Origin of the sequence: uncultured Gardnerella sp., assembly GCF_947280595.1 — a bacterium.
Lineage (GTDB): Bacteria > Actinomycetota > Actinomycetes > Actinomycetales > Bifidobacteriaceae > Bifidobacterium > Bifidobacterium vaginale_A.
In genome coordinates, this window is record NZ_CAMYOS010000009.1 from 1 (window position 1) to 15,827 (window position 15,827).

12 protein-coding genes and 1 CRISPR repeat array are annotated in these 15,827 nt (G+C 40.0%); all 12 genes read left to right on the top strand.

Annotated elements, in window-relative coordinates; all coding sequences use genetic code 11:
- Nucleotides 1-548: type I-E CRISPR-associated protein Cas7/Cse4/CasC (locus Q0X59_RS03985; RefSeq protein ID WP_297643323.1), on the top strand; the 548-nt coding region annotated here is incomplete at its 5' end.
- A gap of 57 nt (nt 549-605) precedes the next feature.
- Nucleotides 606-1,481 (top strand): type I-E CRISPR-associated protein Cas5/CasD, encoded by an 876-nt coding sequence (gene cas5e / locus Q0X59_RS03990; RefSeq protein WP_297643325.1) that lies wholly within the window; start codon nt 606-608, stop codon nt 1,479-1,481.
- A complete protein-coding gene (cas6e, locus tag Q0X59_RS03995) occupies nt 1,482-2,123 on the top strand; it encodes a type I-E CRISPR-associated protein Cas6/Cse3/CasE (protein ID WP_297643326.1) in 642 nt (213 codons plus the stop codon).
- A 43-nt stretch (nt 2,124-2,166) separates the two neighbouring features.
- Nucleotides 2,167-3,108, top strand: coding sequence for a type I-E CRISPR-associated endonuclease Cas1e (gene cas1e, locus Q0X59_RS04000; protein WP_297643328.1), 942 nt, complete (start codon nt 2,167-2,169; stop codon nt 3,106-3,108).
- Between the two features lies 1 nt (nt 3,109).
- Nucleotides 3,110-4,183 (top strand): type I-E CRISPR-associated endoribonuclease Cas2e, encoded by a 1,074-nt coding sequence (gene cas2e, locus Q0X59_RS04005; protein WP_297643330.1) that lies wholly within the window; start codon nt 3,110-3,112, stop codon nt 4,181-4,183.
- A 107-nt stretch (nt 4,184-4,290) separates the two neighbouring features.
- Nucleotides 4,291-7,247: direct repeats of the CRISPR family, unit length 28 nt; unit sequence GTCTTTCCCGCATACGCGGGGGTGATCC.
- A 970-nt stretch (nt 7,248-8,217) separates the two neighbouring features.
- The gene (locus tag Q0X59_RS04010) at nt 8,218-8,505 is read left to right on the top strand and encodes a hypothetical protein (protein WP_366517016.1); all 288 of its coding nucleotides are present in this window, start codon (nt 8,218-8,220) and stop codon (nt 8,503-8,505) included.
- A 131-nt stretch (nt 8,506-8,636) separates the two neighbouring features.
- On the top strand, nt 8,637-8,924 hold the full coding sequence (locus Q0X59_RS04015) for a hypothetical protein (protein WP_297643335.1): 288 nt from the start codon (nt 8,637-8,639) through the stop codon (nt 8,922-8,924).
- A gap of 134 nt (nt 8,925-9,058) precedes the next feature.
- Nucleotides 9,059-9,355, top strand: a complete 297-nt coding sequence (locus Q0X59_RS04020) for a hypothetical protein (RefSeq protein ID WP_297643337.1) — start codon at nt 9,059-9,061, stop codon at nt 9,353-9,355.
- A gap of 488 nt (nt 9,356-9,843) precedes the next feature.
- Nucleotides 9,844-10,860, top strand: a complete 1,017-nt coding sequence (locus Q0X59_RS04025; protein WP_103043109.1) for a cation diffusion facilitator family transporter — start codon at nt 9,844-9,846, stop codon at nt 10,858-10,860.
- Nucleotides 10,861-10,910: 50 nt separating this feature from the next.
- Nucleotides 10,911-11,930 (top strand): RNA methyltransferase, encoded by a 1,020-nt coding sequence (locus Q0X59_RS04030; protein ID WP_297643340.1) that lies wholly within the window; start codon nt 10,911-10,913, stop codon nt 11,928-11,930.
- Nucleotides 11,931-11,975: 45 nt separating this feature from the next.
- Nucleotides 11,976-13,043, top strand: coding sequence for a phenylalanine--tRNA ligase subunit alpha (pheS, locus tag Q0X59_RS04035; protein WP_196489636.1), 1,068 nt, complete (start codon nt 11,976-11,978; stop codon nt 13,041-13,043).
- Nucleotides 13,044-13,048: 5 nt separating this feature from the next.
- Nucleotides 13,049-15,673 (top strand): phenylalanine--tRNA ligase subunit beta, encoded by a 2,625-nt coding sequence (gene pheT / locus Q0X59_RS04040; protein ID WP_297643342.1) that lies wholly within the window; start codon nt 13,049-13,051, stop codon nt 15,671-15,673.
- Nucleotides 15,674-15,827: the final 154 nt, after the last annotated feature.

Here is a 15,827-nt window from a genome sequence, read left to right on the forward strand (position 1 = left end):
TTTCCACTCACGCTGTTCGTGCTGAATTTGATTACTATACTGCTGTTGATGACTTATCTACTGAGGATAATGCTGGAGCTGGAATGTTGGGCACAATAGAATATAGTTCTTCAACGCTGTATCGTTATGCGAATGTTGCAATACATGAGTTTAGTCATCAGTTGAGCGATAACAAAGAATCTACAATTAATGCTCTTAAGCTTTTTATTGAAGCTTTCGCTAACGCCATGCCTACTGGCAAAGTAAATACTTTTGCGAATCAAACTTTGCCGCAAATGCTGGTGGTAACTTTGAGAGATGACAGACCAGTGAATTTAGTGAGTGCATTTGAAGATCCAGTAAAAGCAAAAGACGGATATGTTTCAAAATCTATTGAGAAACTATCTCAAGAATACGAGAAAGTTCAAAAATTTGTTCATAAGCCACTAGCGTCATTCTATGTGACAATGGATTCTTCAAATGAGGAGATTAAATTAGGAGTGAAAGAACAAAGTATGCAGCAATTATTGGATGATTTTTCTTCCAAAGTCTCCGAATTGCTTCAGTAAATTTCTTAATAAAAACACTTATTGGTTGATGTTTAGTGTTTAACAGTTAGGAAGCTTATGAAAAGTTTATTACTGAAGTTTGCTGGACCTTTGCAATCATGGGGTACAGATTCTCATTTTGAAACTCGTCACACAGATTACTATCCATCTAAAAGTGCGGTAATAGGTATGATTTCTGCAGCTTTTGGGTATAGGAGAAGTACAGATTGCGATGAAAATATTGCAAAGCTTAATGATTTAGATTTTGCAGTGCGAATTGATCAGCAAGGGAATTTGCTTAGAGATTATCATATTGCTGCAAAATATAAAGCTAACGGTGATTTTGAAAAAAATTATGTTACAAACCGTTACTATATAGAAGATGCTATATTTCTTGTTGCAATAGGATCTGACAATGAGAAACTCATCGATAGCATTAACGATGCTTTGCGCTCGCCATATTTTCAATCTAGTTTAGGCAGAAGATCGCTGCCTCCTACGGCTGATTTTATTCTAGGCGTGGAAGATTGCGGAGTAATTCAAGCATTATTAAAGTATGAGTGGCTTGCAAGAAAAGCAGGGAAAAGCCAAGTACAAGTTTCTAAATTATCTATGCTCTCGCAATCTTCTAATGAATCATGTAATGCTGGATTTATATCTTTATATGCTGATTCAGATTTAGTAGATAAAGCAGAATGCGAATTAGCTAAAGATTATACTTGTGCTTATAAAATTCAGTCGTATGTTCGTAAGCTACGAAAGGATTACGTTAATTCTTTCTCAAATAAGGAAAGAAAATTTGGATTTCGATACGAGTCAAAAATGGAAATTCCTATTGAGAAAATTTCACACAATAATTCGGATTCAGAAAGCAGTAAATCAGATAGTGAACATCTAAAAGATTCTGAAACTTTTAGTTTTGAGCATGATGCTTTTTCTGGATTGGAGGCTTAAATGTCTTATTTGAGTAGAGTTGAAATTGATTATAAAAAGCCTAAATCGCAGTTAGATCTTAAATCTGTAGGAGCTTTTCATAACTGGGTTGAACAAAGTTTCCCAGACGAATGGATAAATCATGAGCGAAGCAGAAAATTGTGGAGAATAGATTCTTTGAATGGGAAACATTACTTGCTTATAGTGAGTGATTCAGAACCTGATTTACAACGTTTAGAGATGTATGGAGTTGCTGGAACAGCCGCAAGCAAGAATTATGATAAGTTCTTGTCGTCTTTGAAAAATGGTATGAAAATGCAATTTAGAGTAACTCTTAATCCTGTTGTTGCTATTTCTGATACTTCTGAAACTCGCGCTACTAGAGGTAGGGTAGTACCACATGTTACTTATGATCAGCAGATGAATTTTTTGCTTAATCGTGCTCAAAAATTAGGTTTTTCATTGAATGAAAGTGAATTTACTATTGTTGAGCGCGGGTATAGTTTATTCACCAAGTCAAAAAAACCTATTCGTTTGAGTAAAGCTGTTTATCAAGGCGTTTTAACAATTAGAGATGAGGATGTTATGCGTAAAACTTTGCTAGACGGTATTGGTAAAAAGAAAGCATATGGCTTCGGAATGATGACTGTTATTCCATTGTAATAGCTTGAGTTAATGAATCTTTTGTATCAAAGGCTGTGGGAGTATGAAGAAGAAGTGTGGTGCTAAGAAGGCTGAAATTCAAGAGCTTCCGCGTATAAGTGATAGAGTGAGCTTCATATACATAGAGCATGCGAAAATCAATCGTCTTGATAGTGCTGTTACAGTCTTTGATGCAAATGGAACTGTGAGAGTTCCTGCTGCAATGATTGGTGTTTTACTTTTAGGTCCTGGTACTGAGATCACTCATAGGGCAATGGAATTACTTGGAGATGTTGGTGCGAGTATAGTCTGGGTTGGTGAGCATGGAGTTCGCAATTATGCTCATGGTAGAGCATTGTCGAGAAGTTCAAGGTTATTAGAAAAACAGGCTAATCTAGTAACAAATAACAGATGCAGATTAAAAGTTGCAAGGAAGATGTATCAAATGCGTTTTCCTAAAGAAGATGTATCTGCATATACAATGCAGCAGTTGCGAGGGCGCGAGGGTGCTCGAGTGAGAAATATATATAGGGAAATGTCTAACAAATACGATGTTCAATGGAATGGGCGTGATTATAATATTGATGATTTTGAAAGTGGTACTAATGTTAATCAAGCATTATCTGTGGGTAATGTATGTCTTTATGGTCTAGTCCATAGCATAATTTCTGCTCTAGGTTTAGCGCCTGGATTAGGTTTTGTTCATACTGGTCATGATCTTTCACTTGTATATGATATTGCTGATTTATATAAAGCAGAACTTACTATTCCTTCTGCTTTTGAAATTGCTTCTCAGTGTGAAGATGATGATGATATTGAACAGTTAATGCGTTTGAAAATGCGAGATTGTTTCGCAAGTTGTGACATAATGTCACGTATTGTTGATGATGTACAAGATATTCTTGAAATTCCTGTTGATGAGCAGATTACAGTAGATGTAATACATCTTTGGGATGATAAAGAACGTTTGGTAGCTTCTGGTGTAAATTACAGTGAGGTAAATTGAGATGCCGTTGACTGTAATTACAATGACAAATTGTCCGCTGTCTTTGAGAGGTGATTTGACTAAGTGGATGCAAGAAATTGCTACAGGCGTTTACGTTGGCAACTTCAACAGTAGAGTCAGAGAAGAATTGTGGAAGCGCATAGAAGATAGTGTTGGCAACGGTGCTGTAACAATGAGCTTTTCTTCACAAAATGAAATTGGATATGATTTTAAGACTATTCATTCGAATCGTGAAGTTGTCTACTTGGACGGTTTGCCTTTGGTTAGTATTCCTTCAAATGATATGTTGGAATGCGATATTAAATATGGATTTAGTGATGCCGCTAAGTTTCATAATGCAAAGAAATTTTCAAATGTTAGGAATAGAAAAAATATTAATATTTCTTCTAACATAATTGAGAAAGATTTAGTAAATGAGAATATTAGTTCTGTAAGTTGTGATAATTCTATACGATCTACGGTATTGTCTGTAAATGATGAAGAAGTGGCTTGTAATGATTACTGGAAAGATTATATAGGTAAAACAAGTAAAAATTTTGTTGTATTAGATTGTGAGACTACAGGTTTAGATAATAGAACTAATCAGATTATTGAAATTGGAGTTGTGAAGTTTATAGATGGAAGAATTGAAGAATTTCAAACTCTGATAAACATTAGTGATTGTAAGAATAATACAAATAATATAATTTCAAGTGAAATTACTGAATTAACTGGTATTACGTTCGATATGCTTGAGTCTGAGGGTGTAAGTTTAGGTTTAGCGTTAGAAAAATTTATTGATTTCGTGGGAGAACTACCTGTATTAGGGTATAACGTATCGTTTGATATTGGATTTTTAAACTCGGCTTTACTGTCATTAGGTGAGAAGTTTTGTAGCTCTTTTTCTATGAATAAAGTTATTGATATTTCTCGTTTTGTGAAGCATGATAGGAGGTTTTTAAAAAATTATCAGTTGAAGACTGTATTGCATGAGTATAACATTTCAGAGTCAGTCCCTCATAGAGCGCTGCTTGATGCTAGATTAACGGCACGTCTTGTTTTTCATTTGAAAGGATTGTTAAAATTTATTTCATAAGAATGCAATACCGTTGTGCTACTTTTTGTGGTAGGTTAGATTTGGAAAGTGAATGATATTTGACTATTTCTGTTATAGAAATGGCTATTTTATTGGGATCTTTAAGTGTCTTTCCCGCATACGCGGGGGTGATCCTGGTGAAGATGGCGTTTTAATTCTTCTTGATGAGTCTTTCCCGCATACGCGGGGGTGATCCCCCACGCGGAAAGACGAGAAAGCTTTTGCCAAAGTCTTTCCCGCATACGCGGGGGTGATCCTCATATCCCTTACTTTTTCATTGGACATACTCTGTCTTTCCCGCATACGCGGGGGTGATCCCGCATGCGTGCTTTATGCAAGCAATGCCACGACGTCTTTCCCGCATACGCGGGGGTGATCCCTTTGATAGTGTAGGTAATCTCTTTCATTTTTTGTCTTTCCCGCATACGCGGGGGTGATCCTCCTCACGATACGCTTTAACGCTAAAATCCTGCGTCTTTCCCGCATACGCGGGGGTGATCCCAAACTACTAAACTTTAAACATTCAAAGAATTGCGTCTTTCCCGCATACGCGGGGGTGATCCTAGTGTAATTTACATAACGAGTGTTCTGAAACTGTCTTTCCCGCATACGCGGGGGTGATCCTTGTTGACTGGTTTGGGAAACTCTTTGCAGCAAGTCTTTCCCGCATACGCGGGGGTGATCCTGTGACAACTAAAAAGCACGTTGATGCTATAATGTCTTTCCCGCATACGCGGGGGTGATCCTAAGGTTATCGCAAACTATGATAGGGGTTGGGAGTCTTTCCCGCATACGCGGGGGTGATCCTAACATACGCCTAACGCACCGCAGGTGTAACCGGTCTTTCCCGCATACGCGGGGGTGATCCCCGATAAATTTCATAAATACTTACCAAAAGAATGTCTTTCCCGCATACGCGGGGGTGATCCTGAGTGCAGAAGTAGACGAGCTAGTGCCAGTGTGTCTTTCCCGCATACGCGGGGGTGATCCCAATACTGCGAGTAATTGAGCAGACGCCAGAAGGTCTTTCCCGCATACGCGGGGGTGATCCCCAGTATTCTCTGCCATCGGGCAAGCAATACAAGTCTTTCCCGCATACGCGGGGGTGATCCCTTGAACGCAATCGCAGGCGGTAACAAAGAAACGTCTTTCCCGCATACGCGGGGGTGATCCCGGTAGAGTTAGCTGATGTTAGTTTTTGTGCAAGTCTTTCCCGCATACGCGGGGGTGATCCCAAGAGGCGACAAATCGGGAATCGGAACTAACTGTCTTTCCCGCATACGCGGGGGTGATCCTATACGCATGCCCCATATACTCCTCCTCTTAGCGTCTTTCCCGCATACGCGGGGGTGATCCGCTATTAAGCGCAAAGCCTAGTACTTGAGCGGCGTCTTTCCCGCATACGCGGGGGTGATCCTTTTATCAACTTTTAGAAAGGATTTTTATCATGGTCTTTCCCGCATACGCGGGGGTGATCCCTCTGAAAATCAATACGCATGATTATACTCCTTGTCTTTCCCGCATACGCGGGGGTGATCCTAGGATTCACAGTACATGCTTATGATGATTTTAGTCTTTCCCGCATACGCGGGGGTGATCCTAACATATCATCTGTAACATCGTCATTACAAGAGTCTTTCCCGCATACGCGGGGGTGATCCTGTTAGGAGAACCTACAAAAAGCGCAAATATATGTCTTTCCCGCATACGCGGGGGTGATCCTGAGTACACTGATTGGCTTGAAGACGTATGGTTGTCTTTCCCGCATACGCGGGGGTGATCCCAAGTGTGCAACGCGTGGGCTGCTATCATGCCAGTCTTTCCCGCATACGCGGGGGTGATCCTCGATGGACTATGAGCGAGTATGATTTTAGAGCGTCTTTCCCGCATACGCGGGGGTGATCCTTACACAGAAGTCCTGAGCCTGAATCATAAGTAGTCTTTCCCGCATACGCGGGGGTGATCCTTAGATATATCTTTGAGAAAACAAGTAAAAGAGGTCTTTCCCGCATACGCGGGGGTGATCCCAAAAAAGGAGTTAAAAATGTGGGAACGCGGCAGTCTTTCCCGCATACGCGGGGGTGATCCCACTAGACTCGCAGCGTGCAACTAAAAAAGGCAGTCTTTCCCGCATACGCGGGGGTGATCCTGAGCGCAGAAGTAGACGAAATAACACCAGTGTGTCTTTCCCGCATACGCGGGGGTGATCCTAGACAAAACGCTAAAGACACCGCACCCAATGAGTCTTTCCCGCATACGCGGGGGTGATCCCTCCATGTGATAATCATAACGAGTATTATCTTTGTCTTTCCCGCATACGCGGGGGTGATCCCGGTGTATACACTGGTAATTTTGCTGATGCAATGTCTTTCCCGCATACGCGGGGGTGATCCCTTGCTTTTACATAAGAGCGAAAAGTGACACGCGTCTTTCCCGCATACGCGGGGGTGATCCTATAGCCACGTCACGCGCCATCAGATACATTGGGTCTTTCCCGCATACGCGGGGGTGATCCCTTGGTGATAGCGTTAAAAATTTGCTGACTACTGTCTTTCCCGCATACGCGGGGGTGATCCTCTTTAGTTGCTAAAGATTTAACATATACCGGTGTCTTTCCCGCATACGCGGGGGTGATCCCTACCCAGTTTTTAATAATCTCATAGATTTGCGGTCTTTCCCGCATACGCGGGGGTGATCCTAGTGCGCCCTTGCAAACCGTATTTTTCAACTGGTCTTTCCCGCATACGCGGGGGTGATCCCTTTCGCATCAGTTGTTAAAGTAAAATCCGGCTGTCTTTCCCGCATACGCGGGGGTGATCCCTTTAGTTTTACGAGGTGTACGCTTAGTAAAGTGTCTTTCCCGCATACGCGGGGGTGATCCTTAAAACACCGTCAGCTCCATTTTTCACTTGTAGTCTTTCCCGCATACGCGGGGGTGATCCTTCATGCATTCAGCAAGGACAACAGACCGTATGGTCTTTCCCGCATACGCGGGGGTGATCCCCATACGAATTTGCGGATTATTTGAATTTTTTGGTCTTTCACGCATACGAGGGGGCGTGACAACCTGCTTGAGCGCTGCGATTTAGCGCGCGAAAGCATTTTGGAGCGCCGAGCTTGCTAAAGTTGAAAGCACGGTGTGCTTTCAATGCAAGCGAGGGCTGGCTTCGTAATTAAAACGAAGCCAGTAGGATTAGTTAGTTTCCCGCATACGCGGGGGTGATCCTGCAAGTGCAAAAACATCTTATGATAATGCAATGTCTTTCCCGCATACGCGGGGGTGATCACTTCATCCTCATACAATGAGAGGAATGCAAATGCACAAGTCAAAGAACTATGGGTTTGGCAAAATGGGACATTTAGGGTTATTTCCAAAAATGTGTGTACAGAATTTCTTGTTTTTATTTGAGGCGTGTTATGTGTAATACATGCTTAAAAGCATGTATGAAGAACAAGTCTTGCAATAATCCCGTTTGTGGTGTAAGTGGTAACGGCCTAGTTAGTAGATATAAATATAGTGAGAAAGAAATGTCGTAATAGCAGCTATTATCGAATTCTAACAGTACTTGGCAAGCGGTGTCCTATTGACAAATTCATAGATGATTACGCGAAAGATGAACGCGATACGCTAACGACGCACCGGTTTTATACATACTTTTTGGGAAATAACCCGACATTTAAGAAAATAAAAATGCACTAAAAAAAACGTGAGGTGCTCCTCAGACTAATGTTCCAGTCTTGAAAGCTGGTTTCCGAGGTCCCCACGCTCTTTATGTTGTATCACAATTTTATATTTATTTCAACATTAAAAATTGTAATAAGTATAGGAAAGAAATTATTTAACATGACATATCTTGGTCTTTCCCGCATACGCGGGGGTGATCCTTGTGGTGTGTGGATCGCACAATATGCGTCCAGGTCTTTCCTGCATACGCTGATGCTATTCTAGAAGTGCGTTTATCAAAAAAGAAAAAAGGTTAGCGTATTGTTACTGCATATAATGACGTAGAAGATAAGAGAGGTGTGAAAAGCTAATGGATATTATGAAACTTTGTTATGACATGGCTGAAAAACTTCGTCCCTATGCTGAACCATACATGGATGAAACTTGGAAAGAAGCAGCCAATAGTGCTATTCGAGCAGGCGAACCGTCTATTGCAATTGATTATTATTTAGTAGAAGCATGGATACGCAAGAGCGCACCTAAAGAGCTGCTAATCGAAGCCTACAATTTATTAGACCCTTATGAATGTGGCGATAACTACGATGATATAGCAGACGATTTAGGAGTCCCGCGTAAAGTTCATTCACCAGATGAATAAATAAATTTTATATTAAATCAACAACTATCAGATTTTATCCACCTTGCAAAGGGTGGTAAGCAATGAAAAGTATTCGTGTCAATACCGCATCACACATTCATTGCAGAAGATAAGAGAGGTGTGAAAAGCTAATGGATATTATGAAACTTTGTTATGATATGGTTGAGAAACTTCGGCCTTATGCTGAACCATACATGGATGAAACTTGGAAAGAAGCAGCCAATAGTGCTATTCGAGCAGGCGAACCGTCTATTGCAATTGATTATTATTTAGTAGAAGCATGGATGCACAAGAGTGCACCTAAAGAGCTGCTAATCGAAGCTTACAATTTGCTAGATCCTTATGAATGCGGCGATGACTATGACGATATAGCAGACGATTTAGGAGTCCCACGTAAAGTTCATTCGCCAGATGAATAAAAAATAAATTTTATATTAAATTAACAACTATCAGATTTTAGCCACCTTGCAAAAGGTGGTAAGCAATGAAAAGTATTCGTGTCAATATCGCATCCCACATTCATTGCAGAAGATAAGAGAGGAGTGAAAAGCTTATGAACATGCAAAAAATTTATTATGACATGGCTGATAAACTCCGGCCTTACGCCGAGCCATACATGGATAAACTTTGTAAAGAAGCCGCTAGTAATGCTACATGTGCAGGAGAGCCTTATGAAGCGTTAGCAGATTACTTAAGCTTTGCATGGGAACACCAAAATACTCCTCGCAAACTTATTATTGAAGCATACAATCTTATCGACGATGACTATCTTGATTCATATAACGAAATGGTAGATAAACTAGGGATTCCACGTCGTCAACATTCTGCAGATTACGACGAAGATGAATAAGATTTCGCGAAATTAGCAATTATCAGATTTTAGCCACCTTGCAAAAGATATAATAATTTGCAAAGCTATGTGTGAAAACGTGTTTTTGGATTATAAGTCAAGTTTCACGAACTTTCTATACATATAGAATTTTGCGTTATATAACAAAAAAGTTTTAACGTGAGTATACAATCTTATATGCGAAAGCTGGGGCTCCCCCTTACCCTTGACCCTTCTCGGGGTAGGTTTGGGGGAATGACCAGCTTTCGTTTTAAGTTTGGGCTTAGAGCACATATCTTTTCACACGTTTTACTAAAATCATGTTTATATGACTAAAATAATTGGTCGTATGCCAAATTTATTGGTCATATGCCCAAAAATTCATTGGTCGTGTGTCCAAAAATCAGGGGTTATATGCCAAAATCATGGGTCATAGCGCAAAAATAATAATCATAAATATTTTGTGATTTATTTAACTGATGTATGCTCATATAGGGGGTGCTTAATTTATGCATAATCATGATATTTCAACGCAATCTAGCTCAAATGAATCTTATGCTAATACTGATTTTTCGCAATATTCTATTGAATCTAATTCGAATGAATCACGTAATAATAGCTATAATCCGCATCGTTCGCATCAGAAGCGCTTGATTCTAACTTTATCTCTTACGTCAATAGTTTTCTTTGCAGAAGTAGTAGGATCTTTCCTTACAAATTCTCTTTCGCTTCTTATTGATGCTGGGCATATGCTCACAGATATATCAGTTCTTGTTGCTTCGACTCTAACTGCAATACTTATGCAGCGCCGTCCTAATAGGAAACGTACATGGGGATGGGCGCGTTTAGAAGTTATTACAGCTGCAGCAGGTGCTTTAGTATTACTTTTCGTTGGAGTATATGCTCTTGTTGAAGCATGTATGCGTCTTTTTGGTAATGGGCATAGTGGTATTCATGATGTGAATCAGCTGCTTTTCTTTGGTCTTCTTGGTTTGATTGCCAATGTTGGATCTATTATTATCTTAGTTTCTCGTTCTAACGACAATATGAATATGCGAGCTGCTTTCTTAGAGGTTATGAATGATGCTTTAGGGTCTGTAGCTGTAGTAATTTCAGCAGTTGTTATGATGAGTACTAATTGGAGTGGATTTGATGCTTTAGCTGGTGGAATTATTGCGATTTTGATGATTCCTAGGGCAATAAAATTATTAAAAAATGCTATAAAAGTATTATTGGAACAAACACCTGAAGGTTTAGATTTAGATTTAGTTCGTAAGCATTTAGAGAGTGTTGAGCATGTAATAGCTGTGCACGATTTGCATGCTAGTACTGTTTCTACAGGTATGCCTATTTTTATGGCTCATGTAGTTGTTGATAGAGATTTGAATATGGATCAGTGTGCACAAATTCTTAGTCAACTTCAAGATTGTTTACGTGAGCATTTTCCTGTATCTGTTTCGCATACCACTTTTCAACTAGAACCGGAAGGATACACAACTCCTAGCTCATCTGAGCATCATGAGTAATTTAATTAGCATTCTTAAGCGTTGGTATGAGTTTAAAGTAAGGTGATATTATGCCTTTGAAAGAATTGATGGATAATCCTCATAGCGATAGAGTAAAGCGTATTTGTGCTATAAAACGTATAAAATCACATGAAAATTTAAAGTTTTTAGTTGAAGGACCTCAAAGTGTACGTGAAGCTGTTCGATATGCTTCAGATTTTATTTGTGATATTTATGCATTAGATGATGCTGTTTATGCGCTTGAGTCTTCGGATGCGCTTGAGTCGCCGAATAATAGTGCAGGTTGCTACGTTTCAAATGCTGCTAATAGTAATTCTTCTTCCACAATTTCTTCTACAAACACTTCTATCTTCAACAACGCTTCTACAAACATTTCCACAAACACTTCTGCAATCACTTCTATAGTTCGCGAATCTTTGGAAAAACAGTGTTATGTTCATCCTGTAACAAGTGATGTAATGAAAAAAATTAGCACTGATAGTCAAGGAATTGTTGCTGTTTTGGACGCTAAATCTTTAGAAGATTCCTACGAATCAGATGTTAAGAATTTAGAAGATTGTGCGAAAAAAAGTAGTAAAACTTTGCGAATTGCAGCTTGTTGGCAAGTAAGAGATCCAGGTAATGCTGGTGCTATTATTCGTGTTGCTGATGTTGCAGGATGTGATGCTGTAGTATTTGTTGACGATTGTGTTAATTTACAAAATCCAAAACTTGTTCGCTCTACTGCAGGTTCGTTATTCCATCTTCCTGTAATTACTATGAGCGAAAGTGAATGGTTTGATTGGGCTTCATCTGCTGGTGTGAAAATAATTGCTGCGGATATTTACGGAACGAAAAATCGCAAGCCAAAAGATTTTCCTCTTGTAGTTAAAGATAGTGAACTAATGAAATCTTCTTTAGCTGTTTTATTTGGTAATGAAGCTCGTGGTTTGAATGAGGAAATTCTAAATAAGGTTGATGAAATATCAATAATACCTATTTATGGTAAAGCTGAATCAATGAATTTAGCTACTAGTGCAGCAGTTATGCTTATGGGCTTAGCTATGTCTAGTCATGAGCGAAAAATGTAGCTTTGTAGCGTAACGATTAACTTTTATATGAATAGGAAGGGTGCTGTGACGGGTAATAAGCCATTTGATTTGGATGCTGTCAAAAAAGCAGTGGAAGAGGGCATTGCTTGTGTAGAGTCCGCTCAAAGCATGGATGATTTGAAGTCGGCAAAAACAAAATATGCTGGTTCGCAATCTGTTATGACTTTGGCGAGTAAAGAGATTGGTAGTTTGCCTGCTGAACAGAAGAAGGAAGTTGGCAAAGTAATGTCACAATTGCGTGCAGATTTCGGTCGTGCTTTCGCAGTTGCGTCTGAACGAATTAAATCTCTTGAAGAAGCTCGTATTCTTTCTGCAGAAACTGTAGATATGACGCTTCCTATAAACCGTAAGCCTTTGGGTGCGCGTCATCCTATTTCGCGTATTATTGAAGATTTTGAAGACTTTTTTGTGTCTATGGGTTGGCAAATTTCTGCAGGTCCTGAGGTTGAAACTGAGTGGTTTGATTTTGATGCTTTGAATTTTGGTCCAGATCATCCTGCTCGCCAAATGCAAGACACTTTCTATGTTCAAGGTAATCAAGCTCAAGATGCTGCTGGATTTGTTGGTTCGAACATGGTTTTGCGTACGCAAACTTCATCTGATCAAGTTCGTGCTTTAATTGAACGTGGTGTTCCTCTTTATATTGCTTCTCCAGGTAGAGTTTTTCGTACTGATGAGCTAGATGCAACTCACACTCCAGTGTTCCATCAATGCGAAGCTTTGGCTGTAGATAAGAATCTGAGTATGGCTGATTTGAAGGGTGTTCTTGATCGTTTGGCTGTTGCTATGTTTGGTCCAGATGCAAAGAGCCGCTTACGTCCTAGCTATTTTCCATTTACTGAGCCTAGTGCTGAGCTTGATTTGTGGTTCCCAGATAAAAAAGGTGGTCCTGGCTGGATCGAGTGGGGCGGCTGTGGAATGGTAAATCCTAATGTGCTTAAGTCTGCAGGATTAGATCCAGAAGTTTATACAGGTTTCGCTTTTGGAGTAGGTTTGGAGCGTACTTTGTTGCTTCGACACGATATTAACGATATGCATGATTTGGTTGAAGGCGATAAGCGCTTCGCACAACAGTTTGTAATGGGGGAGTAATACTCATGCCAATGGTAGATATTGACTGGCTTAAAGATCATGTTGAAGTGCCAGATGGTTTAACTTATGAACAACTAGCTAAAGATTTAGTTCGTGTTGGTTTAGAAGAGGAAGAAATACACGCATCTCAGGTTACAGGTCCTATTGTTGTTGGTTACGTAGTTGATGCTACTCCTGAACCACAAAAGAACGGTAAAACTATAAACTGGTGCCATATTGACGTTGGAGATAAGTATAACGATGTTGATGCCAACGGTAAGAAGGTTCCTCGTGGCATTATTTGTGGCGCTCCTAATATGGCTGCTGGAGAAAAGGTTGTTGTAACTCTTCCTGGAGCTGTGCTTCCTGGAGATTTCAAGATTGAGCCTAGAAAAACTTATGGCCATATTTCGGATGGCATGTGTGCTTCCGAGCGTGAGCTTGGATTAGGTGACAGTCATAATGGAATTATTTTGCTACGCGAGTATGGGTTCTCTAAAGCTGAATACGATGCTTTGAAACCTGGCGATGATGTTATGGATTTGCTGCATCTAAATAAGCCGATTTTAGAGATTAACATAACTCCTGATCGTGGTTATGCATTCTCATATAGAGGTGTTGCTCGTGAATACCATAATTCAACTGGAGCAGTTTATAAAGATCCTGTTATTGAATTAAATAAAGATATTCCAGTTTTAGATGGTCTTCCAGCAGGAGAGCCGACTGATATTGATGTAAGTATTGAAGATAATAATCCTATTCATGGCGTTATTGGTTGTGATCGTTATTATGCTCGCGCTATTAGGAATGTTGACGCGAATGCTTCTAGTCCTCAATGGATGCGCAGACGTTTGACTCGTGCAGGTATGCGTGGAATTTCACTTGCTGTAGATGTAACAAATTATGTGATGTTGGATCTTGGTCAGCCTTTGCATGCTTACGATTTAGATAAAATCGAGGGTCCTATTGTTGTTCGCCGCGCTAGAACAGGTGAGCATTTAACTACTTTAGATGGTAAAGATCATGAGCTTACTGAAGAGGATTTAGTGATTTGTGATTCTCCAAGTGGAAATCATGGCTCTCGCGTGTTAGGTCTTGCTGGAGTTATGGGTGGAATGTATGGAGAAGTTACGAGTGAAACTAAGAATGTGTTGATTGAATCAGCTCACTTCGATCCTGTTTCTATTGCTCGTACAGCTCGTCGTCATAAGATTCCTTCTGAAGCTTCTCGCAGGTTTGAACGTGGTGTTGATACTGAGCTTCAGCCTGCTGCAGCTCAAATGGCTGTTAAGTTATTAGCTGATTTAGGTGGAGGTAATCCATCTAAGTATCCTAATGACGTTAACAACACTCAACAGCGTAGTGTTATTGTTTTCAAAGCTGACGAAGTTAAGCGTGTTGCAGGTCTTGATGTTGATTTGAATCGTATTAGCGATATTCTAACTGATATTGGTTGTTCAGTAGCTGGTGGTGGAAATGGTTCGTTTTCAGTTCTTCCTCCTACTTGGAGACCAGATTTTAATGAGCCTTGTGATTTAGTTGAAGAAATCGCTCGTTTAATTGGTTATGATGAGATTCCTGTTAAAGTTCCTGCTGTTCCTATTGTTGGTAAAACGGGTTTGACTGCTGAACAATCTATTCGTAGAGCTATTGCGTATGAGCTTGCAGAAATGGGACTAGTTGAGTCTTTGAGCTATCCATTCGTTGGAGAGGAAGATTTTAAAGCTTTCCGCCAAGATGTTGATGAAGTATCTAAAGTTAGCGTTAGAATTGCTAATCCTTTGGCTGAGAATCGACCTTGGCTTCGCCGTAATATTCTTACTACTTTAGCTGGTAGCGTTCGTAGGAATCTTCATCGTGGTTTAAGTGATGTTTCGCTTTATGAATTAGGTCACGTGTATCTTGCAGATCCTAAAGCTCCTGCTATTCCAGCTTTGCCTGGTTGTGTGCGCCCTACAGATGTTGAACTTGCTGCATTGGATGCAGGTTTGCCAGATCAACCTTTGCATGTTTCTGCTCTAATGACAGGTAAAGCTGAAGAAACTGGTTGGCTTGCAACTCATAGAGATGTAGATTGGAGTGATGCTGTAGAAGCAGTTACACGTTTAGGAAAGCGAATTGGTGTTGATTTTGAAATTCGCCAGCTTTCTGCCAATGTTGTTCCTGCTTCTTGGCATCCTGGTCGTACTGCTAAAGTGTATGTTCCAGTTGATGGAAGTGACGGAGTTGAGATTGGTATTGTAGGAGAGTTGCATCCTCAAGTTGATGAGAATTTAGATTTGCCTAAACATTCTGCTGCTTTTGAGCTTGATTTAACTGCTTTATTTGCCTCTATGTGCATTAAGCCTGTTCAAGCGAAGCCTGTTTCAACATTCCCTCCAGTTAAGCAAGATTTTGCTTTTGTTGCTCCTTCTTCTTTAACTGCTAGGGATTTGAAAGATGCTATTGTAAAGGCTTCTGGTGATTTGCTTGAGTCTATTGAGCTTTTTGACGTTTATGAAGGAGAGCAGCTTTCAGATGGCTTAAGATCTCTTGCATATTCTGTGACTTTCCGCGCGAAAGATAGAACTCTTTCTGGTGAAGAGATGGAATCTGTACGCGAATCGATTGCAAAATCTGCTAAAGAATTGCATGCTACTTTGCGAGTGTAGTATTTAATATTCTAAATTACGCTTAAGTGCTGTTAGTCAATGCTTTTTGTAGCTTTACTAGCTAATAGCTTGTTAAATAGTGTAACTGTTCGTTTTCATTCGTTCAGTTACACTATTTATGTGTTTTAGAATTATTTTGATTTTATATATTGAT

What these genes read in the sequence shown, in the direction of transcription:
- cas5e (WP_297643325.1), top strand. Translation starts at nt 606, where the DNA reads ATGAAAAGTTTATTACTGAAGTTTGCTGGACCTTTGCAATCATGGGGT.
- Q0X59_RS04020 (WP_297643337.1), top strand. Translation starts at nt 9,059, where the DNA reads ATGAACATGCAAAAAATTTATTATGACATGGCTGATAAACTCCGGCCT.
- Q0X59_RS04030 (WP_297643340.1), top strand. Translation starts at nt 10,911, where the DNA reads ATGCCTTTGAAAGAATTGATGGATAATCCTCATAGCGATAGAGTAAAG.
- Q0X59_RS04015 (WP_297643335.1), top strand. Translation starts at nt 8,637, where the DNA reads ATGGATATTATGAAACTTTGTTATGATATGGTTGAGAAACTTCGGCCT.
- Q0X59_RS04025 (WP_103043109.1), top strand. Translation starts at nt 9,844, where the DNA reads ATGCATAATCATGATATTTCAACGCAATCTAGCTCAAATGAATCTTAT.
- Q0X59_RS04010 (WP_366517016.1), top strand. Translation starts at nt 8,218, where the DNA reads ATGGATATTATGAAACTTTGTTATGACATGGCTGAAAAACTTCGTCCC.
- pheT (WP_297643342.1), top strand. Translation starts at nt 13,049, where the DNA reads ATGCCAATGGTAGATATTGACTGGCTTAAAGATCATGTTGAAGTGCCA.
- cas2e (WP_297643330.1), top strand. Translation starts at nt 3,110, where the DNA reads ATGCCGTTGACTGTAATTACAATGACAAATTGTCCGCTGTCTTTGAGA.
- cas6e (WP_297643326.1), top strand. Translation starts at nt 1,482, where the DNA reads ATGTCTTATTTGAGTAGAGTTGAAATTGATTATAAAAAGCCTAAATCG.
- cas1e (WP_297643328.1), top strand. Translation starts at nt 2,167, where the DNA reads ATGAAGAAGAAGTGTGGTGCTAAGAAGGCTGAAATTCAAGAGCTTCCG.